We start from the raw sequence: 25,773 nt of genomic DNA, 5'->3' as shown, positions 1-25,773 counted from the left end.
GAAAAAAACTCTTACAGTATAAACATTCGAATTTTACTCAAAACAGACTCTGGACTAGAATGTCTTGAGTGTTCCCCTTATCCGATCTATCGAGCGTTTTAAGTTACTAGGACTTTTAAAACTATAATGTTGATATTTTATAAACTTAAAAACTACCTTCCAAACAGAGGAAGGTAGTTCATTACTATCTTAGTTTGAGGCGCTACTGCTGCTGTCAGAAGTTGTTTCGCCTTTGATGTATTGTGTAAAGATATTTTGGAAGGCCTGATCTTTAACTTTAATGTTGGCATCTTGTAATTCTTTACTAATAACACCTTGAACAAAGGTTGCATCATTTTGTTTTTGAGTCAAAATGATTGTTTTAAGTTTTTCTTTGTAGTCATCCAAGTTTGAAGATTTTTCTGACTTCTTAGTTAGTTTCACAATGTAGAAACTACTTGTATAAGCTTGAGTTCCTGGAGCAGTGATAACATCTGAAATTCCGTTAACATCAAGCGCAAAAGCAGCTTTTTTAACCACGTCTGGCAATTCTGTTGATGCAGAGTCAAAGGTAATTTCTCCACCATTTTCTTTAGTCTTTTCATCTGTAGAATTGTCTTTTGCAAGTTGTGCAAAGTCAGCTCCAGATTCTTTTGCTTTGGCAAGAACTTCCTTAGCCTTATCTTCACTGTCAAGTTTAATAATTTGAGCCGTTACTTCTGGAGTATACTCTTCAAATGCTTTTTTATAGTTTTCATCTGTTAATTCAGCTTCAGCGGCTTTCTTAACAGCATACTCAACTAATTTACTTGTACGAATTTGAGCTTTACGGCTTTCTGCAGTCATACCTGAACGGGCGAGAATCGTTTGATAGCTATCACCGTATTTCTTTTGTTCTTCTGCAACGGCATCCTCTACTTCTTTATCGCTAACTTCTGAACCATATTGTTTTTCAAAAACTTTTTGAATGGTCATATTCAGCAAGACTTGTTGAGCAGTCGCATTGTTTTTAACTTCTTCAAAGAATTGATGCTCAGTAATAACATCGCCCTTCATACTAATCAAGTCAGTTCCTTCAGAACTGTTTGAACAAGCAGCCAAAGTGGCTACTGACAACAATGTGATGGCTCCTGCCATTAGTTTTTTCTTCATGTTTACTCCTTTTGTTCACTAAATAAAGGTTTACCTTATCTATTTTACCAGATTGTCTTAAAAATATCTGAAATCAATCAATATCAGGCAGTTCTACTTCTGCTTGATTTTTTCTAAGCATGAGAATTCCGTCTCCAAGTGGAACTAAAGTTGCTGTTAGACCTGGATTGTCCAAAGTCGCATCAAAGAGTCGTTGCAAGCCCCGATAAATCGTCCGTTGTCCACGTCGGACTTCCATGATATCCTTGGCAATATCTCCTCCTTGGAAAATATCATCCAAGACAACCACTCCCCCGACTTCGAGGTGTCTAAGAATTTCTGGTAGAAAAATGATGTACTTGGACTTGGCAGAATCCATAAATACAAAATCATAGGTCTCTGTCAACGTTGACAGGACATCTACCGCATCACCTTCTAAGAGAGTGATTTGTTTGCATTGATCAAATTTTGCAAAATTTTCCTTGGCAAAACCAATCATCTCAGGATTTCGGTCAATAGTGGTGATTTTTGACTTTGGTGAATGCTCTGCCATCAAAAGTGCTGAAAATCCAATCGCCGTACCAATCTCTAAAATATTTTTTGGTTGAATGGTTTCCATAAGGAAACGAAAGTAGGCGACGGTTTCATGAGGAATGATGGGAATATTTTCCTTGCGAGCGAACTTCTCTAATTCCTTGAGTGAGCCAGTCACTTGTTTTTGTCTATGGCGCATGAACTCAACAATCTCATGCTTGACAACAGGACGTCTCATGTTATGATTGGCATTTTTACTATAAGACTTTACCATATGCCTTATGCCAATCCTAATTTTTCAACAAGGGCTTCAAACTCATCCAAACGGCGTTCAAAGACTGCAAAGGCATCGTTGAGGTAATCTTCTTTTTCCATATCAACACCAGCTTTTCGCATGATATTGAGTGGATAGTCTGACTTCCCTGCTTTGAGGTAGTCGATATAGCGATCACGATCATCTTGGCTACCATGAACAATCTTTTCAGCCAAAGCTGAAGCTGCTGCAAAGCCTGTTGAATATTGATAGACATAGTAGTTATAGTAGAAATGCGGGATTCGGGCCCACTCATACTGGATTTGAGGATTGTCTTCCTTGCTCAAACCATAATATTCTTGGTTCAAGTCAGCATAGAGATTGTTTAGGAACTCGCTTGTCAAAACTTCACCATTTTGATCAGCTTGGTGAATAGCATGTTCAAATTCAGCAAATTGAGTTTGGCGGAAGACTGTTCCACGGAAACCATCTAGGAAGTTGTTGAGAATTGCAAAGCGTGTTGCATCGTCTTGAACTTCTTGCAATAATTTTTCTGTCAGGATGTTTTCATTAGTAGTTGAAGCAATTTCTGCCAAGAAGATTGAGTAATCTCCGTACACATAAGGCTGAGTTTCACGCGTATAGCTAGAATGCATACTATGTCCAGTCTCATGTACAAGAGTAAAGAGATTATCCAGGTTATCTTGCCAGTTAAGAAGCATGAAGGCGTTGGTATCATAAGAACCGCCAGAATATGCACCTGAACGCTTGCCTTGATTTTCATACACATCAATCCAGCGTTCGCTGAAGGCACGTTTAACACGGCTCAAGTAATCCTCACCAAGAACTGCCAAAGCATCTTCTGCTTTCTTCAAGGCTTCTTCATAAGTAAAGCTGTATTCCACTGAAGACAATGGTGTATAGACATCGTACATTTTGAGGTCTGGAATACCAAGGATTTTTGATCGAAGAGCCAAATAACGATGCAATAATGGCAAGTGCTTACGAACAGCAGATACTAAATTGTCATAAACACTTTCTGGCACAAAGTTTGCCGCAAGAGCAGCTTCACGCGCACTCTTGTAATTACGAACCTTAGCACGATAGTTTTGCACTTTAACATTGGTCTGCAAGGTTTTAGCGTAAGTATGCTGGTATTGCTCATAAGTAGCATAGAGGGCTTCATAAGCTTCACGACGAACCTCACGATTTTTAGATTCTACCAAGCGCATATAAACGCCGTGTGACAATTGAACTTCATTTCCATCTTCATCTTGAACATATGGAAAGACGATATCTGCATTATCTAAAATAGCAAAGGTTTCACTAGCTGCACCGAAGATTTCACCAGCACCTGCAAGCAACTCTTCTTCACGTTGTGAAAGGACATGGTCCTTATTTTGCAAGAGTTTATCAAAGAAGTGTTTATAAGGCTGGAGTTTTGGTTCTTCTGCTAAAAAGTTTTGATACTGCTCTTCTGTTATAGCCATAAATTCAGGCTCATAGAAAGAGAAGACTTGATCAAGTTGACTATAAAGAGTCATGGCTTTTGCATAGTATTCTTGATATTTAGCAACTCGTGTATCCTGGTCGTTTTTCATATGTGCATAGACATAGAGTTTTTCAAGACGACGACTCAATTCCAGATAACGCTCTGTAATATCAAGAAGACTTTCTGCACTATCCAAGAGATGTCCTTCAAGACTAGCTGCTTGTTTTGTATCTTCTGTTAAAAGGGCGAGTTCTTCTTCCCATTTTTGGTCTGTTTCAAAGATCGTTGATAGATCCCATGTATCTTTTTCATTGATTTCATTTCGTTGTAATACCATAAGTTTCCTCCATCCTTTCTATTTTACCATATTTTTCGAGAAATAATGCTGATAAAAGGCAGGTGGATAGAGCTTTTGTAACTCAGTTTGAGGATTTTTTTGATAATAAATTCGAAAGTTGCGATAATAATCACTAATATCCTGTTTAATTTGACAAAAAGAATCATTTTCTATCGGCCTTACTTGAGGATACCAGTCCTGATTCTTCAGATTCAAAAGGTTCTCCCCTCTCAAGTAGGCCTTGGCTTGTTGCTTCATCCAATAGGGATTTTGATAGTAGAGTTGTTTTTGAATGTAACGACAAATGTTCTTATCTTGTTCGACCGAAAAAGTGATAATATTTTGTTGCTGATAAGGAGTCCGTAATATTTCTAGAAGATTCCCTTTGTCATAAGAAAATTCCTTGACTTGATAATGGAGTTTCCCTTTCAAATCTTGATGAAGGAGGTACTTGAGTCTCAAAACCTGTTTTTTATGGTCTAACTCCCAAAGATGAAAGCCCATGTTATTACTAAAGTAAAGAAAATCTCTCTGAAGTTGAGTTAGTCGCTCTTTTAGCCAGAGCTTTTCTCCTAGTAGCCAAAGAACTTGAATTCCCAAACTTCGATAACCATTGCTTCTCTCCCGTAAAAGTTCACAAGAAATGGGACTACACTGAATTTCTAGAGCTAGTTGCTTGTTGATAAAGATATCTGCGATTTGCTTCAGTTCAGGTATGGGATATTCCATCTCTACTTCAGCATCTTTCTTAACCCAATTAAAAAGTGCCACCTTATTTTCCAAATGTTCTGGTCCTTCATTTTCATGAAAAAAATCACATTTTTTGAGACTTTCATGCGCAAAATGCCTTCTCACGTTTTTTCCTTTCCTCAAGCGGACACTCGTTCCACAAGCCGGACAATAATAAGCTTGCTTGACTAGTTCATCCTCCAAGGCATTGACTAGCCTCCCATTTCCATCTCTAGCTAAAAACATAAAACCTCCTTTTCTACTTTATTCGAAAAGGATAAGAAAAAAGACCTATCACACAAGCTAGAAAGCCTGATATGATAGGTTTTTTAATATTAGATTAACGTACAGTACGGATACGCATTGTGTTAGTACGAACTGCTTCACCAAGTGGCACACCTGCAACGATAACGATATCGTCACCAGATTGTACAAGACCTGCTTCAACTGCTTTACGTTCAGCAATTTCGAACATATCATCAGTTGATGATGGAGCTTCTGTCAACATTGGGATAACACCCCAGTTCAACATCAATCCACGTTCTGTCAATTCGTCAAATGTCAATGCCAAGATATCAGCATTTGGACGATATTTAGAGATCAAACGTGCTGTGTGACCAGTCTTAGTAAGAGTTACAACCAATTTGATGTCCATTGAGTTTGTAGCGTCTTTAACTGCTGAAGCCATAACTTCTGTCTTAGAGTTACGTTCAAATGAATCTGAGTTCAAACGTCCGTATTCGTTAAGAAGAGTTTGAGCGTTCTTGTCGATTGTAGCCATTGTACGAACAGACTCAAGTGGGTATTTACCATTTGCTGACTCACCTGAAAGCATTGTAGCATCAGTTCCGTCGATAACAGCGTTAAATACATCTGATACTTCTGAACGAGTTGCACGTGGTTTTTCAGTCATTGTTTCAAGCATGTTTGTTGCAGTGATAACAACTTTACCAGCAGCGTTCACTTTAGTGATGATCATTTTTTGGTAAACTGGAACCATTTCAAATGGTACTTCGATACCCATGTCACCACGAGCGATCATGATACCGTCAGCAGCTTCAATGATTTCATCCAAGTTATCGATACCTTGTTGGTTTTCAATTTTAGCGAACAATTGAACGTGACCGTTACCAGTTTCTTCACAGATTGCACGAACTTCGTTCACGTCTTTTGCAGTACGTACGAATGAGATCGCGATAAAGTTGATACCTTGTTCAAGACCGAAGCGGATATCAGCGTTATCACGTTCAGCAAGAGCTGGGAAAGGAATTTTAGTGTTAGGGATGTTAACACCTTTTTGTTTAGCGATAACACCGTCATTTTCAACTTCAACGATGAATTCACGAGTAGCATCGTCTTTTTCTACAACGCGAAGACCAAGTTTACCATCGTCAACCAATACTTGACGACCAACTTCAACGTCATCATAGATATCAAGAGCTCCAGCAACGTTCAAAGCAATCACTTCACGAGTTGATTTGATACCTTGTTTAGTTGCAACACGGATTTTTTCACCAGTTTTGTATGAGTACTCTTTAGCTTCACCTTCAAACAATTCAGTACGGATTTCTGGTCCTTTAGTATCAAGAAGGAAACCAACTTTTTTACCCGCAAGTTTTTCTGCAAGTTTAACAGTTGCCATACGGTCACCTTGTTCTTGGTGGTCACCGTGTGAGAAGTTGAAACGGAAAGTGTTAGCCCCTGCTTCAATCAATTGAGCAATGTTTTTAGCTGAAGCTTCAACGTCAAGTTTTTCACCCCAGTATCCGTCATCACCGAATTTTTTACCACCACGGATTTCTACCGCAGGACCCAAAGTTGCAACGATTTTTACACGTTTGTTCATGATTTTTGTGACTCCTTTATATAATTTGACCTTTTATGGTCATTTTACCAGTTTAGTTAAAGTTGATTATGACAAGCTCTTGTTCAAAGCAGAAAGTTCAAGGTCAGCTTTGTGAGGGTTGTTAACAACGATCTTACCATCAGCTGTTAGGCTAAACAAAGCTCCTTCTTCTGCAGTTCCAAGAATTGGATTTTCAACCATTTTCTCATTGCGAATACCAACAGCGACACCACCGATTCCTTGTTTAAGAAGTTTAACAGCGTGTGCACCCATGCGTGACGCCAATACACGGTCACGAGCAGTTGGAGATCCACCACGTTGGATATGACCAAGTTCAGTTACACGAAGGTCGCTTGTATCTCCAGCTTCTTTTAGCTTTTGACCAAATTCAGCCGCTGACATAACACCTTCTGCCAAAACGATAATGTTGTGTTTCTTACCGTGTTCATATCCAGCTTTGATACTTGCTACGATGTCTTCCATCTTGAAGCCTTCTTCAGGGATGATAATTTCATCAGCACCAGTGGCAATACCAGCCCAAAGAGCGATATCTCCAGCATTACGTCCCATAACTTCAACTACGAAAGTACGACGGTGACTTGATGAGGTATCACGAATCTTATCGATGGCATCCATTGCAGTTGTAACTGCAGTATCAAATCCGATTGTGAAATCAGTACCTACGATATCGTTATCGATTGTTCCTGGAAGTCCGATAGCAGGGAATCCATGCTCAGTCAAGCGCATAGCTCCGTGATAAGAACCGTCACCACCGATAACCACGATACCTTCGATACCGTGTTTTTTCAACTGCTCAATCCCTTTAAGTTGACCTTCGAGTTTTGCAAACTCAGGATAACGAGCAGAGTGAAGGAAAGTACCACCACGTGAAATGATGTCTCCCACTGAAGCAGCATCAAGTGGATAAATTTCGCCGGCAACCATACCTGCGTATCCATCATAGATACCAAAAACTTCCATTCCTTCTGAGATTGCTTGACGAACTACTGCACGGATGGCAGCATTCATACCAGGGGCGTCTCCACCACTAGTCAAAACAGCAATACGTTTCATTTGGTTTTGCTCCTTTTTCTTTTAACATTCTAACTGATTATACCATAATTAAAGTTAAAATTCTTTTATTTTCATTGATTTTTAACGATAAATCGTTTTCATAGTTATTTGACTCAAAGATTCCTGCAAACTAACATCTTTTGCAACAAAATAGCCCGGCAAAAGAACATTTTTTTGTTCATTTTCGTAGCGAATAATGACTGGAATTTGTCCCTTGTATTGTTCTAAAATATGATAAATTTCAGAATCATGTTCATGATCAGCAGCCTGAATCCAAAATCGTTCACTCACTGCTTCTTTTAGATTATTTAATACTAACTGAAGGCGACCGTCTCTTGCCTGCACTTTTCCATTAAGGTAGTAAAATCTTCCTTCATGTAAGAGATTGTTAAATTGACGATACTGGTCAGAAAAAACTGTGACTTCAAGCTTCGTTTTACTATCACTAACTTTCAGAAAAGCCATGTTTTCACCATTTTTAGTACGAATGACACGAATGGATTCTATCTCAACGAGTACTGTAGCTGTCTGTCCTTCAGATAGTTCAGACAAACTCACAATTGGATAGAGGGGATTCTTTGCTAAAATCAGTAAGGGATGCGGACTGATACCGACTCCAAGCCACTCCTGTTCCTTACGAAACTTTTCGACTTGCGTAAAATCCTCACTCTCAAGCCAATTGTAGCTATTATCCGCAAATAAACTACCTAATTCTTCCACAAAAATGAACAAAGTAGGTAAGTTGGATAAGATTTTTTGGCGATTTTTTTCAAAACTATCGAATAAACCAATCTCGACTAGGGGAGTTAAAAGACTCAACTTCTGATAATTTTTAGGCAAGCGAGTGACAAAATCTTCGACACTACTAAAAGGACGATTCTCTAAAATCCAATAGGCAAAATCTCGAGGCATCCCCTTGATACTCTTAAGTCCCAAGTAAATAGTCTTGTCTGTCAATTTATCCAAATACGGAATTGTATTGATAGAGAGTGGTGTTAGTTCAAAGCCCATTTCAAGGGCATCGAGAATATAATCTCCACTGGCATAGTTGAGCATGACTTGATAAAAGATTTCTGGGTAATGTGTTTTAAAGTAAGCAAGCTGGAAGGCTAAAGCCGCATAAGCATAAGCATGTGATCGGTTGAAACCATAACCAGCAAATTTTTCCATGACAGCAAAAACCTGCTGAGCCTGTTCCTTTCCATGACCTTTTTCGAGTGCTCCTTGGATGAAACTTTCCTCCATTCGGTGCATCTCAGCTGCATTCTTTTTCCCCATGGCACGACGTAAAATGTCGGCCTTCCCAAGGCTGAAACCAGCGTAACGCTGTGCCACTTGCATAACCTGTTCTTGGTAAAGCATAATTCCATAAGTTGGAGCTAAAATATTTTCCAAAACTGGGTCCAGAACTGTTACCTTTTCTTTACCATGTTTTCGAGCCACAAAGTTATCAATATAGTCGCTCGCACCTGGTCGGTTTAAAGAAGTTGTTGCTACTACTTCTTCAAAGTTTTGTGGCTTCACTCGTTTCAATAAACGGATAGCTCCAGGTTGTTCAAATTGAAAAATCCCCTTGGTCTTTCCAGCTGCAAAGAGGGCTAATGTTTCCCTATCCTCAAGGTCAATATCCTCAATCCTTAGTAAAATACCTTGAGTTTCATATAAGAGCTCCTGCATTTTTTGAGCGAAGGTTAGGTTTCGTAGGCCCAAGAAATCCATCTTGAGCAAGCCATTTCCTTCAACTCCATGGGCATCATACTGGGTAATGAGCATATCCTCACCATACTTAAGAGGGATATAATCCGTTAGATTTTTATCACTAATCACGACACCAGCAGCGTGGATAGAGGTCTGTCGAGGATAGCCTTCTATCTTTTTGGCAATTTCAAAAGCCTTTTGGTACTCAATCTTACTCTGAATCAGTTGTCTAAATCCTAGATTGCCTTCATAGGCGGTTGTCAAGGTATCTTTGAAACCAATTTTCTTGGTTATGGATGTCAACTCGTACTCGGGAACACCATATCGTTTAAAAACATCTCGGACGGCCTGTTTAGCACCAAAGGTTGAGTAGGTGACAATCTGCGCAGCATGGATACTACCATAACGGTCACGAACATAACGAATAAACTCAGGGCGATAGATATCTGGAATATCAATATCGATATCTGGCATGGTGTAGCGTTCACGATTCAAGAAGCGTTCAAAGATAAGATTTTTAGCTACAGGATCAATTCCAGTGATATCTAAAGCGTAGGCCACTAAACTTCCAACTGCGGATCCGCGTCCCATTCCCATATAATAACCTTGAGAACGACCGAAACGTAAGAGGTCCCAGACAACCAAGAAATAATCATCGAATCCCATGTCATGAATCACAGATAACTCATCTTCTAAACGAGCCTGATAATCTTGATTCCATAACCCTTTCTGCTTCAGACCCTGAATAGCTCGTTCCCGAAGTTCTTCAACAGCAGGTCTCTCTGGATTGAAACGTGGAAGTTTGAGACTACTATCAATCTCGTAGGAAGTATCCTTGGTCAATTTTGCAAGATTTTCCAGAGCGATTGGGAACTTTTCAAGAAAAGCCTGTTCTAGACGATCAGCTGGCAAAAACAAGCCCTGTTGAGATTGAACATCAACCTCTCTCAAGGTCACATTTTCCTTAATCGCCTTGAGCATTTGAAGCGTTTCTAAATCCTCAGATTCGAAGGAATTAACACGATAAAGTGGGAGAATGGGGTGAGAAAAATTCGACTGAGGTGTATCTGGATACACTCCGATATAATAGTCATGTCCTAAGTCCAAGGAATCAATTGCAGAATAATAGGGAACAATAACACAAACATCTTCTAGATAAGTAGAAAAATCAGTCCATTCCTTTTTACCTGTCATTTTTAGAGTCGAAAGCTTCATGAGATTTCGATAGCCATGATTTGACAAGGCTAAAAATCGAAGGTTGACGAGTTCCTCCTTATGATGAACGGTCACCTCAAGACCTAATACAGGCTGGATCTCCTGTTTCTGGCACTCTTTGATAAAATAATAAGCTCCATATAGATTGTCAACATCCATGATTCCAAGTGCTGAGTAGCCGTATGCTTTTCCTTGATCAACATACTTCCGAATGGAAATCATACTCTCCATGAAACTATAAACCGTTTTTGTATCAAGTTGTGCAATCACTCGCTATCACCTCCCTTTTTCTCCTTATATTATACCATTTTAAAAAATAGAAAAACAATTTCTTTCTTCCCTTGAAGAAAAAAGAACCACAGTTGAATTAACCGTGATTCCCACTTATCAATCTATTTCCAAGATAGGATTTGTAGTTGTTAAGTGGCTAATCTTACCACTGACACCGAAATATTTACCAATTTTAGTATGTAGTTCTAGCATTGCTTCCCGAGCTCGTGATGCCTGCTCTTCATTGATAGCTTCAATGACTAAAATAGCATCTTTGGTTTCTTGCGTTAACATGGTTCTTTGGGCTTCACGCCAGTTTAAACAGCGACAAACCGTATCTTATTCTTCAAAATAAATCATTTCATCAGCTAATGCAGAAGCATCACTTTCAGACCCTAGTGGAAGAAGGATTCATTCCTTCGTGCTCTTCCAAGAAGTCACCAACAATCTTAGCTAAATCCTCTTCCCCACAAGGTACTGCGTAAGAAAGTGAAACGCTATTATAGATATCTACCAAAGGATTTATTGGATTACATTCTCTTCCTTGACTCACACGCTTTAATAAAGCTTCAAGAGAAGAACGAGCACATTTTTTGGTTTTGAATTAAGTGAATGCCTGATGCCATTCTTGACTCACCTCATTCTGAGTGAAATTTTCATCTGGTATAAAAATCCGTGCTTTTTTGTTCCTTCATCTAGTAAAGTTTTAAAATATGGATCTTCACTCTCATCAATAGTATTGTTGAGAACTTTTTCCACCAATACACTGATTTGAGCATCTGGAAACAGGTGCCAAAAATCATCTTTTACATAAACTTCCCTGACCTTGCTCTATTCTTTTTCTTTCATTCTACTACAAATTAAAAAAACGAGTAGCATACAAGCTACTCGATAGGAACTATAATGAATTTTCACGAATTACTTCTACCTTGTATCCATCTGGATCTTTGATAAAGTAATAGTTTGGTTGAGTCCCTGGAAGTCCATTAGGTGCTGTCACTTCATAGCCTTTGTCGCTATGTTCTTTGTGAAGAGCCTCAAGATCAGGTGTGCTTAGGGCGATGTGAGCAAAACCGTCACCGACAACATAAGGTCCGTGATCATAGTTATAAGTCAACTCTAACTCATAATCATCACCTTCAAGTCCAAGATAAACAATCGTAAAAGCATAGTCTGGAAAATCCTTGCGACGCAATTCCTTAAATCCAAAAGCATCTTGATAAAAAGCAATTGATTTTTCAAGATTTTCTACTCGCAAGCATGTGTGTAGCATTTTTGAAGCCATTTTTTTCTCCTTTGTTTAAAAAAGACTGGGACAAACTTGCACCAGTCTTATGAATAATTATTTACCAAGTTTTGCTTTAGCTGCATCTGCAAGAGCTGTGAAAGCTGCTGCATCGTTAACAGCCAAGTCAGCAAGCATTTTACGGTTAACTTCGATCTCAGCCAATTTCAAACCATGCATCAATTGTGAGTATGAAAGTCCGTTCAAACGAGCTGCCGCATTGATACGTGTGATCCACAATTTACGGAAGTCACGTTTCTTTTGACGACGGTCACGGTATGCATAGTAGTAAGAGTTCATTACTTGTTCTTTTGCAGTACGGAACAAGATGTGTTTAGCTCCATAGTAACCTTTTGCTAATTTTAAAATACGTTTACGACGTTTGCGTGATACAACGCCACCTTTAACACGTGCCATTTATATTTCCTCCAAATATTTCCTAGAATTCTTTACTTACAAATACGCGATTATTTCAAGCGAGTAAGCATTGCTTTGATACGTTTGAAATCTCCTGAATGCACCATAGATGCTTTACGAAGATGACGACGTTGTTTTTTAGTTTTTCCGTGGAAACGGTGAGAAGTGTAAGCACGGAAACGTTTAAGTCCACCAGAACCTGTACGTTTGAAACGTTTAGCTGATGCGCGGTGTGTTTTTTGTTTTGGCATGATTTTTTCTCCTTTATTTAACTTTCTGACAATTATTTTTTGTCAGTTGCTGGCGCCAATTGCATGAACATTTGGCGTCCATCCATTTTAGCACGTTGTTCAATGATAGCAATATCTTGAGTTGCTTCAGCGAACTCGGCTAAAACTTTTGCACCAATCTCTTTATGGGTAATCATACGCCCCTTAAAGCGAATAGATACCTTCACTTTGTTTCCTTTTTCAAGGAATTTGCGAGCATTGCGAAGTTTAGTTTCGAAGTCACCCTTGTCAATAACCGGGCTCAAACGAACTTCTTTCACGGTCACAACGCTTTGTTTTTTGCGTTGTTCTTTTTGTTTCTTCTGGTACTCAAATTTGAACTTGCCGTAGTCCATAATTTTTGCAACAGGAGGTTTAGCTTGAGGTTGAATGAGAACCAAGTCCACATTAGCTTCATCCGCAAGTGCTTGCGCTTCGCTTAGTGGTTTGATACCCAATTGCTCACCTTCAAGACCGATTAAACGAACTTCGCGTACACGAATTTCATCATTGATGAATAAGTCTTGCTTTGCTATGGTTTTCACCTCTTTTTTTAGTTTAGAGAAAAACAAGAGCGGACTTGCTAACGCAAACCCGCACTACATGATTGTATTTCATTTCTGAAACTTGATCCGTAGGGGCCAGACAACGTTAGTCGCAAGGCGAGAAGTTCTCACTTCTGCTTTTCTCAACTTTTATATAATATCAAGTTTTCCCCTACTTGTCAAGATTAAAACTATCTTTTTTTAATTTTTTCTAAATAGTTGCCGACTGTGAACTTACTGGTTACGAGAATAGTAAATCTCATGTGGCTTCAAACGAGTGTTGAGTAGTTCTGATACAGTCACAAAACTATAGCCTTGTCCCTGTAGATACTCAATTACTTTGGGTAGTGAGTTAACAGATGTTTGATGAATATCATGCATCAAAACGATAGATCCATTACTTACTTGCCGCTGAATTTCTGTAAAAATCGCCGCTTCATTTTTACTCTTCCAATCCAAACTATCCACATCCCACATGATAAAGCTTAAATCAAGACTATTGCGAATATCATCTGAAATAGCACCGTATGGTGGACGCATCAATTTAGAGCTTTTCCCAAGAACTTTTGTAATAGCGTCTTCAGTATCTGTGAGCTGTTTCTTAGCATCTTCCAATGATAGTTTTGTTAAAACCGGGTGGTTCCAACTATGGTTTCCAACTTCGTGCCCCTCAGCCTGCATACGTTTGAGGATAGCTTCATTACCTGCAATATTTTTTCCTTGTACAAAAAAGGTTGCCTTGATCTTGTACTTGGCTAGAATATCTAGAGCTTGTGGAGTTGTATTTCCGTCCGGTCCATCATCAAAGGTAAGAGCTACTAGTTTTTTATTTTTCTCAGCCTGAGCCTTCTTATAAAGTTCTGCATCATTTTCAGTTAGATAGGACGATTGGATAACATCAAAGAAGTCTGAAATAGGCAAAGCTATTTCTTCTACATTATTAGTTTGTTTAACTGGATATAAGACCAGTTGACTATCTTTGTAAGCAAACTTCCAAGTTGATAATTCTGCAGCTGAAAAATCGGCTACTACTTGATCGACAAGTGCTTGTTCGAGCTTTTTATCTTGGAGTGTTGACTTGATATCTTCAAGAATCTTTTCCTTGGCTTTACTAGCATCAGTAAATAACTGATCTAAAGTAAACAGAGTCCCATCTTCCTTAAGATAAAGCTGATCTAATGACGTGTTCTCTAATTCAACAACAGTAGAATCACTCAAGTCATAGGCCTGTTTTTTCACAAGATGACTCTCCACACCCTTGATGGAAGAAGAATCTTTTTCAGAGTAGTAAAAAATCAAATGTTCTTTATCTTCTACCTTATCCGTGATATCTTTTATAATAATATCCTGAACAGAGCTAATGACCTTGTCCCCCGTCATAGGATAGTAGGTGATGATTTCTGCCTGCCCTTTACGAAAATGATCTTTCTGACTTCCTTGTGAATAGGAATCATCTTTTTCTTTTTTCAGTGCTTCTATTTTTTCCTCAAAAACCTTTTTATTCGCTACCTTATAAGTTATGATGCCTTGCAAAGTCACCATTGTAAAAAAAAGCAAAGCCACTATTATCCATAAATTTCTTTGCTTCTTATCTTCAACTGTTTTACGTTTTTTTCTATTTCTTGTCATAGTCTTATCATATCAAATATAAACTATAATTTCAATGATAAATAGGAAAATGTCCATTTTTTCGAAAAAGAAAGGTAAAAGAAAGAGGTTGGGACAAAAGTCCTAGCCTCTCAATTTTCTTTGGATTGTCGAGCAAGACGCAGTGGTTGAGTGGGCTCTACTACGCTGATTTCATCAACTTTTACAGCCCTACTCAACTGTGCGGAGGTGGGACGACGAAATCGAGACTTTGTCTATCGATTTCTGTCCCACTCTTATTAGCAGTCAAACTTTGACGCGAAGATGATTAAAATCGAATGATTTCTCTTGTTTTTTCATATGAGGAAACAAAGCGGTTTGTTACTCCTGGTTCAGCAACTTCCAAAGCTTGGGAAATCTTTTCAAAAGACGCTTGATAATCAAAGGCATTTTCAAAGATTTCTAAAGATTCGTGGAAGGCTTGTTGAATCCCTTCATCAAATGATCTGTAACGGTTAGAATATTGAAGTAATTGCTCTGTCAAGGTAGCATATTGCACAATACTATATGTTTCTGTTTCCAAAACTTCCATATCATGTGATGCGATTTCTAGGATACGATTAACAGACTCAATGTTGACTTGTGACTGTTCTAACTCTGCCATCAAATCCTCTGTACTATGGCTAGCAGCAAAGAACAATTTCAAGAAATTCTGTGGAATTCCTGGAAGATTCCTCTTTTCCATGTAGCGCTTGATTGTGTGGAGGCGATTGACGTAAACATTTGCCTTTTGACGTGCATTAACATCATCTTTTTCAATCTGTATCAAACGTTCGCTCACTGAAACTTGATCATCTTCAATTTCTTTCAAAGTAGCTTGAACATTTTCTAAACGTTCTTCTAATACAGAGTAAGCCTCTGAATATTCCTCTTGTTCTGAGGTCAAATCTCTAATCGTAACTTCTAGGGAATCTAAGTCCACTTGAAGACGACGAACATGATTTACATCACTCTCTGCCATCAAGTAGGTCTTGCTCAAACGCTCAATATCTTTCACCAAGACTTGATTGTTGTCTTTTAAATGGTCAAGATAGGTTGGAAGTGTTGCCAACAAGTTTTCAACAACTTTTTGAGAAGCAATCTCTCGTGTGAAAATATTATAGAGAGCATTGATTTCTTCTTGAATCTGATTATTTTCATATTCAGCATTGTCCAATTCCAATTTTTTAATATTTTCTTGGTTATTTTTCAAAGCTTCATACAACAACTGCAAACGTGATTCAATGTCAGTTTCTACAAAGTTATAGTTGGCATCAAGCAACTTACGGTAGCCAGCCTCTAAATCTTCCAGTTGATCAGGAAGTTCAGTCGTCAGTTTAGCAACAATTGCTGGAATTCTCTCTACGATATGTGTCAGAGCTAGGATATGGTTTTCAGCATTATCCAGAATTCCTGCTGCTTCAACTGGATCTCCTGAAGTGTTTAGCGTCACAAATTGAGAAAATTCTGATTGGATGTTCTCCAATTGTTTTTCAATTTCAGGAAGTGATCGACCATATCTCTCAGAATCTTCAGCGACCGTCTTCTGTAAGCTTTCAAATAAATCTAAAGCATGCAAGACACGACCACTATTTTTTGATTCTTGTTTTTCTAGATCTGCCAAAGCATTTCGAATGGAAGCAATATCTTCTTCGATAAGGGTAATCTGGCTTTCAATTTGATCAATTTTATGTTGAGCTTTCAAAAAGCGAAATGAATTATTGTAACATTCTGCTTCAAACAGATTATTCTCAATATCCGCAAATGAGTTGAGTGATAGGTCTACCCATTTTTGATTCCACTCTCTAAATGCAATCTGACTTTGACCAATCAGATGCATATTCTTAACAGCTTCTACTTCATCGTTAACTGGAAGGTTATACAACTCTTCCTTTCTTTCTTCTAATACTGCGAGCTTCTTTTCATTGCGTTTGCGTAACAAAATTGCCACAACATATGCAATAATCAGAAGAGCCGCGATTGCAATTATAGTAATAATCAACAGATTATCAGACATATCAAACTCCTTTTTATACATGAAACAATTGTAATGATTATATCATATTTTTCAAACCATGGGAACTATTTCCCAATTTTTTTATACGTCAAGAGTACTGTAAACAGCGTTTTCTTCGATAAATTTTCGACGTGGTTCCACACGGTCGCCCATGAGCATATCAAAAATCTTATCAGCTTCAGCAGCGTCATCTACTGATACTCTAGCCATGAGGCGGTGTTCAGGATTCATAGTAGTTTCCCAAAGTTGGTGGTCATCCATTTCTCCAAGACCTTTATAACGTTGAATGGTTGGTTTAGAACGACCTTCGCTGTAGCGAGCCAAGGCTTCTTGGAGGCGGATTTCTTGGTCTGCGCCTGGTTGAATATATTCTTTAATTTCACTACCGACTTTAACACCGTAAATTGGTGGTTGAGCGATATAAACATAACCTGCCTCTAGAACGGGTTTCATATAACGATAAATTAGAGTTAACAAGAGAGTACGGATATGGGCTCCATCAACATCGGCATCTGTCATGATAACCAATTTCTGATAACGCGCCTTGCTGACATCAAATTCAGCACCAAAGCCAGTCCCCATAGCTGTAAAGAGGCTACGAATCTCCTCGTTCGCAAGGATTTTATCCATACTTGCCTTTTCAACGTTAAGGATTTTACCACGAATTGGTAAGATAGCTTGGAACTCACGATCACGTCCTGATTTTGCAGAACCTCCCGCTGAGTCTCCTTCGACGATGAAGAGTTCAGTTTCAGCTGGATTGTTTGATGAACAGTCTGCTAACTTTCCTGGAAGGTTTGAGATTTCTAAACCTGACTTCTTACGAGTAACTTCACGCGCACGCTTGGCAGCCACACGTGCTTTCGCAGCTAAAATCCCTTTTTCTACGATGCGTTTAGCAATCTGTGGATTTTCCAGAAGGAAGTCAGAAAATGCATCGCTAAATAGGCGATTCGTAATCTTCACAACTTCACTATTTCCAAGTTTAGTCTTGGTTTGACCTTCAAATTGTGGGTTTGGATGTTTCACAGAAATAACGGCAGTTAAACCTTCACGGACGTCTTCCCCTGTTAGGTTTTCTTCATTGTCTTTGAGAAGTTTGTTTTTACGAGCGTAGTCGTTAATAACACGAGTTAATGCTGTACGGAAACCTTGTTCGTGTGTCCCACCTTCATGGGTATGAATATTGTTAGCGAAACTCATGACATTTTCATGGTAACCCGTTGTATACTGCATAGCAACTTCTACTGTAATGTCATCCATTTCACCATCTGTGTAGATTGGGTTTTCAAAAATAACATCCTTGTTTTCATTGATGTACTCAACGTAGCTCGCAATCCCACCTTCGTAGTGATAATGTTTGGTTTGTTCAAGCCCTTCACGTTTATCCGTGATGGAGATTTGAAGACCGCGATTCAAAAAGGCTAACTCTTGAATACGTTTGTTTAATTTATCAAAGTCAAATGTGGTTGTCTCTGTAAAAATTTCTGGGTCTGGAGTAAAGTGAACGATTGTCCCTGTTTTATCTGTATCTCCAATCACCTCGAGATCAGCAACAACATGACCACGGCGGTATTCTTGGTAATGAATCTTTCCGTTTTTATGAACGCGAACATCTAACTGTGTTGAAAGAGCATTTACAACGGATGAGCCCACACCGTGCAACCCACCTGACACCTTGTAGCCACCACCGCCGAATTTACCTCCGGCGTGAAGGACAGTAAAAACTGTTTCAACGGCAGGTCGTCCTGTTTTCTCTTGGATATCAACTGGAATACCACGACCGTCATCGACAACAGTAATGGAATTATCAGGTTCAATAAAGACCTCAATATGACTAGCAAATCCTGCCAAGGCCTCATCAATAGAATTATCTACAATTTCCCATACAAGATGGTGAAGACCTTCTTTGGCAGTTGATCCAATATACATCCCTGGACGCATACGAACAGCTTCCAGACCTTCCAAAACTTGAATTTGACTGGCATCATAATCTTGTACCTGTTGGTTTTTAATATCTTCTGTCATTTTTCCCCTTTTTCTTACATGTCTAATACTTGTCTCAATGTCACGATATTTTTAAAGAGATGCGTCGCTAAGCCTGCTGCTTGTCCAGCTTCAATATCGATAGGACGGTCACCAATCACGATACCAGAACTAATCTTATACTTATCTCGCAAATAGATCATAGACTCTGGATTTGGTTTTCTCTTAAAGCCAGAGCTAGCTGTTACTACTTCTGTAAAATAGCCAGCAATACCTGTCTTTTCAAGAATATCCAAAACTTGGTCATTGCGATGCGAAACTAAAAAGTTCCGTCCTCCCTGGTCTGAGATTTCCTCCAATAAAGCAGGTACTCCCTCAAACAAGGCAGGATGTTCAAGCTCTCGCGCTTCGTTTTCCTTATATTTTTCTAAAAAATGCTCTATTGTTGGGGCAAATTGGTCAATCGCAAAAGCAGTTGACACTTTCAAGGCATTATAAACTTTATCATGTTCTTCTTCGATTCCAAATTGAGCTAATGTTTCCACAAAAGCCGCGGTCGAAGTCTCATAATTATCAAGTAAAGTTCCACCTAAATCCCAGATGTAATCGTGATATTTCATACCCTTCATTATAGCATTTTTTTATCAAAAAAGCGACGATTTCCTTCTATATTTAACAGTAAAAAACGAGAAGAATCCCCTAATTGATAGATTCCTCTCGTTTTAGTTAATCTATTCCAAACACATCACGATAGAGCATGGCTTCTCTCAAAGCATCTGCATCTCCACCAAGTTGTTCTACTAGGTTATAAGCAAAGGCAAGGGCAGTTGCTGGACCGCGACTGGTAATCAAGTGACCATCGACAACTACTGTTTCCTTGCGATAGTGACCATCAGCAATTTGCTCTTGGACACCATCATAGCAGGTGAACTCTTTGTCCTTGAGGAGACCGGCTCGATTCAGTACAATTGGTGCTGCACAAATGGCTGCTACTTTTTTACCAACTTGCTCACATTTTTGAAGTTCAGCAATCAATTGCTCATTATCACGCAAGTGAGCTGAACCTGGCATACCTCCTGGTAAGACAATCATGTCATAGTCAGATAAATCACCATCAAACACACGATCTGCTTGTACTTGGATGGCATGTGATCCCGTCACTCGGGCTTCAAAGCCAACCATATGACAAGTAATATTGGCACGACGTAATACGTCCACAACTGTTAGGGCTTCGATTTCTTCAAAGCCATCTGCTAAGATAACTGCTACTTTAGCCATGATTTACTCCTTATTTAACTTTTTTCAAAACAACTTTCTTCCGTTTAAATCTTGTCTTACCGCTCTTTTCTTCGGCTAGATGCGTTTGATAACTCATCGATAGAAGCAAACCAACACCAATCAGATTACTGATAATGGCTGATCCTCCTTGGGAAATGAAAGGCAAAGGAATCCCTGTCAGAGGTAGCAGGCCTGTCACCGCCCCAATGTTTTCAAAGATATGGAACAAGAGCATCATAATAAATCCAGTTGAAATGTATGTATAAAATTGGTTATTGGACTTCAGAGTGATTTTTAACATTCGATAGATAAGTAAGAGATAAAGTGTAATTACAAGGACAGAGCCGATAAAACCAAAATCTTCTGCAATGACTGTAAAAATCATATCACTCTCACGAACGGGAATAAGGAGATTGGATACATTAAATCCTTGACCAAATAATCCTCCACTTCCGATGGCGATTTGCCCTTGGGCCTGTTGATAGGTGGTCGTTTGTGCATAATCAAAGGGATTGAGCCAAGCAAGGATACGGTTGATCTGATAGGTTGGCATCCCGATCTGATGCATGAAAGCACGCCCATCTTTTGTGATGAAAATTGCCAAAAATCCTGCAATTCCTGATACAACTGTCGCAAAAATTGGAATGATAATTTTCCATGATACCCCAGAAAGCAAGACGAGTCCAGCAAAGATTGCGACAAAGACCAAGGCCGTTCCTAAGTCACTCTGCAAGGCCAGTAAAACTAAAACTGGCAGTGTGAAGACAATCAACCACAATATCAAGTGAAAGTCTAATGCAATCGTTCGTTCTTTTTCCTTATGTTTTTGTGTGAATTGGACAATGACCCGAGCCAAGATCAAAATATAGGAAATTTTCATGAATTCGGAAGGTTGGAAAAGTGTCACTCCTCCAATTGACACCCAGTTTTTAGCCCCTGTTGCCGCCACCAAATTGGGATTGTAAAAAACCAAGGGTAAAACCATGAGGACTAGACCTAGGGCGTAGAGATAGGGAGTCGCCTGCCATAAAAATTTTGTATTAAAAAACATGACTACAAAGCTGATGACAATTCCCAAGACGATCCATGCTAGTTGCTGACCAAGAATAGGCCAAATATTTTGAGGATAGTCATGGCTGACAGCAATGTAAATAGCTACCACTCCAATCACCAGCAAACAGAATACTGGTAAAATCAAACTATAATCGACCCGAGAGTCGAGAGAACGTTTCATAAAGGTCTCCTTCATTCTTTCAGATGTTTATTTTATTTTTTGTGTAAAAATTCTTGAACTTTTGAGAATACTTGCTCTTTGCCAACTTCTCTCACTCGACTAGTCTGTGACAAGGCCTTGCTAATCTGCTTTCCATATCGTTTGCTTGTCATTCGGCTATCTAAGATAAGGACAGATGAGCGCTGTCCAAGACGACGCATGGTTCTACCAATCGCTTGTTTGAGGCGAATAATAGCCATCGGCAGTTGATAGTCATAGAAAGGATTTTTCCCTTCAAGACGCAGTTCCTGATTCATTTTTTTCGTAAAGGGATCTTCTGGATTTTGGAAGGGCAGGCGTGTCACCACTTCAATCACTCGAGGATGAGTTGCAAAATCAACTCCTTCCCAAAAACTACCTGTCCCTAGTAAGAGTTGAGAGTCTCCTCTTTCAAATCGTTTCTTGAGTTGAGCAGGATCTCCGTTTTTATATTGGGCTAGGTGAGGCTGAGAGAGAGAGTCAGACACCTGCAACAAAAGGTCTTTTGAAGTGAATAAAACGAGCATGGGTTCTTCAAGATAGGACAAATCTTCCAGCACTTCCACGAGAGCCTGAGCATAGTCTTCTTGAGAGGTTTCTGTCACCAATGGAAAATCCTTGACGATCAAAATTTCTTGATTTTCTTGAAAATTCTCTTCCAGTCGGTCAAAGGATGCATGAGGAAATCCCATTAGTTCTGGTAAAGATACTCTGCTACTAATTTCCAAGGTTGCAGAGACAGCTAAGAGTTGACAACTCTCTGGAAAAATCTCAGAAAAGAGCAGACGTTGATTGCGACTGGAAGAAATGACAACCTTCTTGCTAGACAAGTCTGAGGCTGATAGCCAAAATTCTCCATCAGTACAGAAAAATCGCTGATAGTCCTGGAAACCTTGAACGCCTAGCTCAGAGAAATCCTGTTGGAGTTGTGCCATTGTAGTCGTCGGGCACATTCTACGCTTACCAGATAGGAACTGGTCCATCAAGTGACAAAGCTCAAAGCGAATACTCTCCATCAAGCGTCTCTGAAGCGTCCCTTCTTCTCGAACTAAGGCTTGATCTAGCTGGTCTACTATGTCGTTTAATACGAAACTCTTCTGCGAAAGATTTTCCAAAGTTAATAAGATTTTTTGAGCCTCATCCAAAATCAAGAGACGGCCCTCTAACAGACTGGGATCGTCCTCAAGTCGGGTAACGAGATAAGCATGATTGGTCACAAGTAGCTGGCAAGAGCGAGCTTTTTTCTGCCCCCGTCTCCAAAAATCCTCTAGCCAAAAGAGAGAGGCTTTGGGAAGGTTCCCATCATGTACCAAGTTTGGCAAAAATTGCTGGTAACGGTAAAGCTGGCCAATCTCATCTAGGTCCCCTGTTTCTGTTTCAGTCAACCAAACTAGAAGTTGCATCTTGAAACGTGTGTACAAGCGATTGGACTCTTCTTCCTCTAGCGCTGCGTGAAAGGCATCTAGTTTTAAGTAATTTTGTGGTCCCTTAAGACTATGAATCGAAAGGTGAAAGACCTCTTCCAATCTACGAGCCTCTTCTTGCATCACTTGATTTTGTAGAACTTTAGTAGGAACACTGAGGAGGATTCCTTTTTCATTTTCTAGTGATAAGGCTGGCAGGAGATAGCCGTAGGTTTTTCCGATCCCCGTTTGAGCCTGAATAAAAGAAATTGTTTCCTCTTGTAAAAACTCTTGGACCTTTTGAGCAAAGCTAGCTTGCGGGGCTCTATCTTCCAACCCCAACAAGGCAATATTGGTTTGGAAATCTTTTGAGAGTTTGCGTGGAGAAAGGGCTGGTTTTTCTTTTCTTAAAAATAAACCTTGCACCTCTACCAAGTCATGTTCAACTAGGATGGAATGCTTCTGATAAACTTCCTCGATGACCAGATAAGACTCATATAATAAACCATCTGACAAACTTAACAAGCGCTCCAATAAGCCTTTTGGCAGTTGAAACATTTTTTGTCGCATACAGAGGAAGAGCTCTGCTGTTGCTTGGGCATCTGATAGGGCAGTATGGGCTTTTTCTAGTGAAATTCCCAACTCTTGACAGAGAATCCCCAGATTATACTTTTCAAGCTGAGGATAAAACACCTGAGCCAACTCGACTGTATCGATACGGGGAGTGCGCAATTCATAGCCCTCAAAAAAGAGAAATTCTGCCAACAAATTGGCATCGAACTGGACATTGTGCGCAACAAAAACACCGTCCTTGACCAAGTCAAAAATTTTTCCAGCCACCTGAGAAAACTCTGGTGCCTCTGCTAGTCTCTGGTCGGTCAAACCCGTTAATTCTTTGATATGAGAATCCAAAGGTTCGTGGGGATTGACATCCGTGGCATATTGGTCAACAATCTCACCATTTTCAATGACCACGATTCCTACTTGGATAATTTTTGCCTTGCTTCCGGTACTAGTCGCCTCTAAATCCACGACAACGTACCGATCATTTCTAAAATTCATCATTAAAAATTATATCAAAATTTACAGCATTTGACATCCATGAACTTTATTGGAAGGGGCAAGTTTCTTGCAAGTTTTTTCAAAAAATGATTGAATAGAAGTGTAGAAAAGGAGTGACTTCATGAACCCATTAGATTTGTTTAATCAAGTAAAAGAGCTAATCGAGAAAAAAGATTTGGCTGCCGCAAAAACCTTTGTCGAAGAAAATAAGGACCAACTCGGTGAGTATCTTAACCAAGCACAAGCTTTGGTTTCAGGCTCAGAAGGGCTTGACAGTCTTGTAGATAAGGTCAAAGGCCTCTTCTAATCCTTAAAAGGCACCTGAAAACCTCAGGTGTCTTTTTGTATTTTCTTCATAAAGGCTGGGATATGTTGACTGACCGTGGTTGGCAGAACTACAAAATTATCCTCAGCCAGTTCTTGGGCAATTGCTGAATGTAAATAGGTCGCTACCGTCACTCTTTCATAGAGACTAACCTGTGGGAATTGACCTGCAAAGCCAGCAATCATCCCAGCCAGAGTATCCCCCATACCCCCAGTCGCCTGATAGGGACCCCCAACCTCTAACTGATAAAAATCAACTTGACCAGCTTGCCAGATTCGAGTCGCAGGGCCTTTTTGAACCAAAATCGTTCCTGAAGGAAAACTCATCAAAGCTTCTCTTGTTTCCTCAGTTCCTTGGGACGTCAAATCTAATCCTGACAAGGCTTGCCATTCCCTTTGGTGTGGCGTTAAAACAAGCTTAGCTTTAGGAAATTTCATCCCCCTCTTAGCAAAAATAGATAAGGCACCACCATCCAGTATGAGAGTCTGGTCTTGATTTAAATGATGAAAGACTGTTTGAAGTAGCTGTTCTCCGCGCTCATCATCCACTAACCCAGGTCCAACTAAGACAACATTCGCTTTCTCTAACTGCTGCTCAAGTAATTGCTTATCGTCAAGAGCAAAAGCCATAGCCTCAGGCAAATGGCTATGTAGCGCTGGAATATTCTCTTTATCCGTAGCTACTGTCACCAAGCCTGCGCCACTTCTAACAGCCCCTAAGGCAGCCATAATAATGGCTCCCCCATAGGGATACGTCCCCCCAATCAAGAGAAGACGACCATAGTCTCCCTTATGACTAGAACGAGGACGCTCGATGATTACTTTTTTTAGTAGAGCTTGATCAATCTCTCTCATACACTCCCCCTTCAACTTATCCTTACCATGTAGTACTTGATTAACCTTAGTACTCCAAGCCTGTAACCCTTCTCCTTCATAGTCTAGGTAAGTCACTCTATCTTGTAATTGACAAGGAATCAAACCTTCAAAACAAGACTTATCTTTTGAAGGAATAACACACAAATGAAGAAAGGTATCTAAATCTAAACTATCTCTTACCTTCGCAACATGATAGCCATCAAACATATAGCCTGGTGCTTGAATTAATTCTTCATACAGAAAATGAAAACTAACGCCAGGAATGAACTTTTCTTGTAATTCCTCCTCAGACGGTGCCCGTCCTAACAAACGCTCCATAGCGAGTCGGTAGCCTGAAGTCGTATTAGACCATCCGAACATGATATAGTCAAAATAGTCTGCTGGATCAGAAGCTGCATTACGACTATCTGTAACTAGCTCAGCCCCACTTTTACCAAATACTTTTACCGCCGACATGAGTTTTCCAATCTGAAAAATAGCCTGAGCCACCTCAACTGTACAAGTATGACTACAATAATTTGAAGTAACCAACTTCCTCTGGATATCATAGGTAGAAGCTACAAGTCGATGACTTGGCCTGTACGGAGGAAAAAAGCTATGCTCTTGCAAGTAATCATGAATTTGTATATTTAATTCATGATTCTCACATTCCACAATGGTCTGACGATGATGGTCCTGTTCGTAAGCAATAAACTTTGCTAGCTTCTCCAATTCCCATTCTTTAATCTGAGGATAGTTTTCAAGAGCAAATTGATACATCCCATCCCACTGGAGACTAAAATCTGCATTACAAACTTTTACAATCATGGACCTTCTCCTCACATTCTCTTACTTTCATTATACACCTCACTACCCAATTAATAAAGGAGAAGACT

The 25,773-nt window shown here is 39.5% G+C and carries 20 protein-coding genes, 2 pseudogenes and 1 other annotated feature; of the genes and pseudogenes, 1 reads left to right on the top strand and 21 read right to left on the bottom strand.

Annotated elements, in window-relative coordinates:
- Positions 1 to 189: 189 nt before the first annotated feature.
- From prsA to QM911_RS01575, 19 genes and pseudogenes are all read right to left on the bottom strand, one after another.
- On the bottom strand, positions 190 to 1,131 hold the full coding sequence (gene prsA / locus QM911_RS01665) for a peptidylprolyl isomerase PrsA (protein WP_075226892.1): 942 nt from the start codon (positions 1,129 to 1,131) through the stop codon (positions 190 to 192).
- Positions 1,132 to 1,204: 73 nt separating this feature from the next.
- A complete protein-coding gene (locus QM911_RS01660; protein ID WP_414312905.1) occupies positions 1,205 to 1,918 on the bottom strand; it encodes an O-methyltransferase in 714 nt (237 codons plus the stop codon).
- A 5-nt stretch (positions 1,919 to 1,923) separates the two neighbouring features.
- On the bottom strand, positions 1,924 to 3,726 hold the full coding sequence (gene pepF, locus QM911_RS01655; protein WP_414312904.1) for an oligoendopeptidase F: 1,803 nt from the start codon (positions 3,724 to 3,726) through the stop codon (positions 1,924 to 1,926).
- A gap of 18 nt (positions 3,727 to 3,744) precedes the next feature.
- On the bottom strand, positions 3,745 to 4,701 hold the full coding sequence (locus QM911_RS01650; RefSeq protein ID WP_414312903.1) for a competence protein CoiA: 957 nt from the start codon (positions 4,699 to 4,701) through the stop codon (positions 3,745 to 3,747).
- 94 nt (positions 4,702 to 4,795) lie between these two features.
- Positions 4,796 to 6,301: a pyruvate kinase gene (pyk, locus tag QM911_RS01645; protein WP_178894771.1), complete on the bottom strand. Its 1,506-nt coding sequence runs from the start codon at positions 6,299 to 6,301 to the stop codon at positions 4,796 to 4,798.
- A gap of 66 nt (positions 6,302 to 6,367) precedes the next feature.
- Complete coding sequence (gene pfkA, locus QM911_RS01640) at positions 6,368 to 7,375, bottom strand: 6-phosphofructokinase (protein WP_414312902.1); 1,008 nt, start codon at positions 7,373 to 7,375, stop codon at positions 6,368 to 6,370.
- A gap of 81 nt (positions 7,376 to 7,456) precedes the next feature.
- Positions 7,457 to 10,558, bottom strand: coding sequence for a DNA polymerase III subunit alpha (locus QM911_RS01635; protein ID WP_414312901.1), 3,102 nt, complete (start codon positions 10,556 to 10,558; stop codon positions 7,457 to 7,459).
- A 117-nt stretch (positions 10,559 to 10,675) separates the two neighbouring features.
- Positions 10,676 to 11,347: pseudogene (locus tag QM911_RS01630) on the bottom strand (B3/4 domain-containing protein).
- Between the two features lie 109 nt (positions 11,348 to 11,456).
- Positions 11,457 to 11,843 (bottom strand): VOC family protein, encoded by a 387-nt coding sequence (locus tag QM911_RS01625; protein ID WP_371607433.1) that lies wholly within the window; start codon positions 11,841 to 11,843, stop codon positions 11,457 to 11,459.
- 57 nt (positions 11,844 to 11,900) lie between these two features.
- Entirely contained in the window at positions 11,901 to 12,260 is a 360-nt protein-coding gene (gene rplT, locus QM911_RS01620) for a 50S ribosomal protein L20 (protein ID WP_000124830.1), read from the bottom strand.
- Between the two features lie 50 nt (positions 12,261 to 12,310).
- A complete protein-coding gene (gene rpmI / locus QM911_RS01615) occupies positions 12,311 to 12,511 on the bottom strand; it encodes a 50S ribosomal protein L35 (RefSeq protein ID WP_001125942.1) in 201 nt (66 codons plus the stop codon).
- A 32-nt stretch (positions 12,512 to 12,543) separates the two neighbouring features.
- On the bottom strand, positions 12,544 to 13,074 hold the full coding sequence (gene infC, locus QM911_RS01610) for a translation initiation factor IF-3 (protein ID WP_000848177.1): 531 nt from the start codon (positions 13,072 to 13,074) through the stop codon (positions 12,544 to 12,546).
- Between the two features lie 15 nt (positions 13,075 to 13,089).
- Positions 13,090 to 13,220, bottom strand: a sequence feature (ribosomal protein L20 leader region).
- Between the two features lie 88 nt (positions 13,221 to 13,308).
- Positions 13,309 to 14,703, bottom strand: coding sequence for a peptidoglycan-N-acetylglucosamine deacetylase PgdA (pgdA, locus tag QM911_RS01605; RefSeq protein ID WP_414312900.1), 1,395 nt, complete (start codon positions 14,701 to 14,703; stop codon positions 13,309 to 13,311).
- A 286-nt stretch (positions 14,704 to 14,989) separates the two neighbouring features.
- Positions 14,990 to 16,717: a septation ring formation regulator EzrA gene (gene ezrA / locus QM911_RS01600; protein WP_414312899.1), complete on the bottom strand. Its 1,728-nt coding sequence runs from the start codon at positions 16,715 to 16,717 to the stop codon at positions 14,990 to 14,992.
- Positions 16,718 to 16,798: 81 nt separating this feature from the next.
- Positions 16,799 to 18,745, bottom strand: a complete 1,947-nt coding sequence (gene gyrB, locus QM911_RS01595; protein ID WP_414312898.1) for a DNA topoisomerase (ATP-hydrolyzing) subunit B — start codon at positions 18,743 to 18,745, stop codon at positions 16,799 to 16,801.
- 14 nt (positions 18,746 to 18,759) lie between these two features.
- Entirely contained in the window at positions 18,760 to 19,323 is a 564-nt protein-coding gene (locus tag QM911_RS01590; RefSeq protein ID WP_414312897.1) for an HAD family hydrolase, read from the bottom strand.
- Between the two features lie 106 nt (positions 19,324 to 19,429).
- Positions 19,430 to 19,981, bottom strand: coding sequence for a DJ-1 family glyoxalase III (locus QM911_RS01585; RefSeq protein WP_414312896.1), 552 nt, complete (start codon positions 19,979 to 19,981; stop codon positions 19,430 to 19,432).
- A gap of 10 nt (positions 19,982 to 19,991) precedes the next feature.
- Positions 19,992 to 21,215 (bottom strand): FtsW/RodA/SpoVE family cell cycle protein, encoded by a 1,224-nt coding sequence (locus tag QM911_RS01580; protein ID WP_414312895.1) that lies wholly within the window; start codon positions 21,213 to 21,215, stop codon positions 19,992 to 19,994.
- A gap of 32 nt (positions 21,216 to 21,247) precedes the next feature.
- A complete protein-coding gene (locus tag QM911_RS01575; RefSeq protein WP_414312894.1) occupies positions 21,248 to 23,701 on the bottom strand; it encodes a bifunctional DnaQ family exonuclease/ATP-dependent helicase in 2,454 nt (817 codons plus the stop codon).
- 118 nt (positions 23,702 to 23,819) lie between these two features.
- On the opposite strand from QM911_RS01575, the gene QM911_RS01570 reads away from it, so the two are divergent.
- On the top strand, positions 23,820 to 24,005 hold the full coding sequence (locus QM911_RS01570) for a hypothetical protein (protein WP_414312893.1): 186 nt from the start codon (positions 23,820 to 23,822) through the stop codon (positions 24,003 to 24,005).
- Between the two features lie 23 nt (positions 24,006 to 24,028).
- Here the strand turns inward: QM911_RS01570 and QM911_RS01565 are convergent, their stop codons facing one another.
- Together QM911_RS01565 and QM911_RS01560 are read right to left on the bottom strand one after the other, a co-directional pair.
- Positions 24,029 to 24,877 carry an NAD(P)H-hydrate dehydratase gene (locus QM911_RS01565; protein WP_414312944.1) on the bottom strand — a complete coding sequence of 283 codons (849 nt, stop codon included), beginning with the start codon at positions 24,875 to 24,877 and terminating at the stop codon, positions 24,029 to 24,031.
- Positions 24,878 to 24,886: 9 nt separating this feature from the next.
- A pseudogene (locus QM911_RS01560) lies at positions 24,887 to 25,705 on the bottom strand (phosphate ABC transporter ATPase); the annotation flags it as partial.
- Between the last annotated feature and the right edge of the window lie 68 nt (positions 25,706 to 25,773).

Origin of the sequence: Streptococcus infantis, from assembly GCF_047460825.1 — a bacterium.
GTDB classification, from domain to species: Bacteria; Bacillota; Bacilli; order Lactobacillales; family Streptococcaceae; genus Streptococcus; species Streptococcus infantis_V.
The sequence above is the reverse complement of the archived record's forward strand: the minus strand, read 5'-3'. Positions and strand labels throughout refer to the sequence as shown.

Bases quoted from the DNA above. Each gene is read 5' to 3' on its own strand.
- prsA (WP_075226892.1), bottom strand. From the start codon at position 1,131: ATGAAGAAAAAACTAATGGCAGGAGCCATCACATTGTTGTCAGTAGCC.
- QM911_RS01590 (WP_414312897.1), bottom strand. From the start codon at position 19,323: ATGAAATATCACGATTACATCTGGGATTTAGGTGGAACTTTACTTGAT.
- pfkA (WP_414312902.1), bottom strand. From the start codon at position 7,375: ATGAAACGTATTGCTGTTTTGACTAGTGGTGGAGACGCCCCTGGTATG.
- QM911_RS01660 (WP_414312905.1), bottom strand. From the start codon at position 1,918: ATGGTAAAGTCTTATAGTAAAAATGCCAATCATAACATGAGACGTCCT.
- pyk (WP_178894771.1), bottom strand. From the start codon at position 6,301: ATGAACAAACGTGTAAAAATCGTTGCAACTTTGGGTCCTGCGGTAGAA.
- QM911_RS01625 (WP_371607433.1), bottom strand. From the start codon at position 11,843: ATGGCTTCAAAAATGCTACACACATGCTTGCGAGTAGAAAATCTTGAA.
- QM911_RS01650 (WP_414312903.1), bottom strand. From the start codon at position 4,701: ATGTTTTTAGCTAGAGATGGAAATGGGAGGCTAGTCAATGCCTTGGAG.
- QM911_RS01585 (WP_414312896.1), bottom strand. From the start codon at position 19,981: ATGGCTAAAGTAGCAGTTATCTTAGCAGATGGCTTTGAAGAAATCGAA.
- QM911_RS01570 (WP_414312893.1), top strand. From the start codon at position 23,820: ATGAACCCATTAGATTTGTTTAATCAAGTAAAAGAGCTAATCGAGAAA.
- QM911_RS01565 (WP_414312944.1), bottom strand. From the start codon at position 24,877: ATGAGAGAGATTGATCAAGCTCTACTAAAAAAAGTAATCATCGAGCGT.
- pepF (WP_414312904.1), bottom strand. From the start codon at position 3,726: ATGGTATTACAACGAAATGAAATCAATGAAAAAGATACATGGGATCTA.
- pgdA (WP_414312900.1), bottom strand. From the start codon at position 14,703: ATGACAAGAAATAGAAAAAAACGTAAAACAGTTGAAGATAAGAAGCAA.
- rplT (WP_000124830.1), bottom strand. From the start codon at position 12,260: ATGGCACGTGTTAAAGGTGGCGTTGTATCACGCAAACGTCGTAAACGT.
- QM911_RS01575 (WP_414312894.1), bottom strand. From the start codon at position 23,701: ATGATGAATTTTAGAAATGATCGGTACGTTGTCGTGGATTTAGAGGCG.
- rpmI (WP_001125942.1), bottom strand. From the start codon at position 12,511: ATGCCAAAACAAAAAACACACCGCGCATCAGCTAAACGTTTCAAACGT.
- gyrB (WP_414312898.1), bottom strand. From the start codon at position 18,745: ATGACAGAAGATATTAAAAACCAACAGGTACAAGATTATGATGCCAGT.
- ezrA (WP_414312899.1), bottom strand. From the start codon at position 16,717: ATGTCTGATAATCTGTTGATTATTACTATAATTGCAATCGCGGCTCTT.
- QM911_RS01580 (WP_414312895.1), bottom strand. From the start codon at position 21,215: ATGAAACGTTCTCTCGACTCTCGGGTCGATTATAGTTTGATTTTACCA.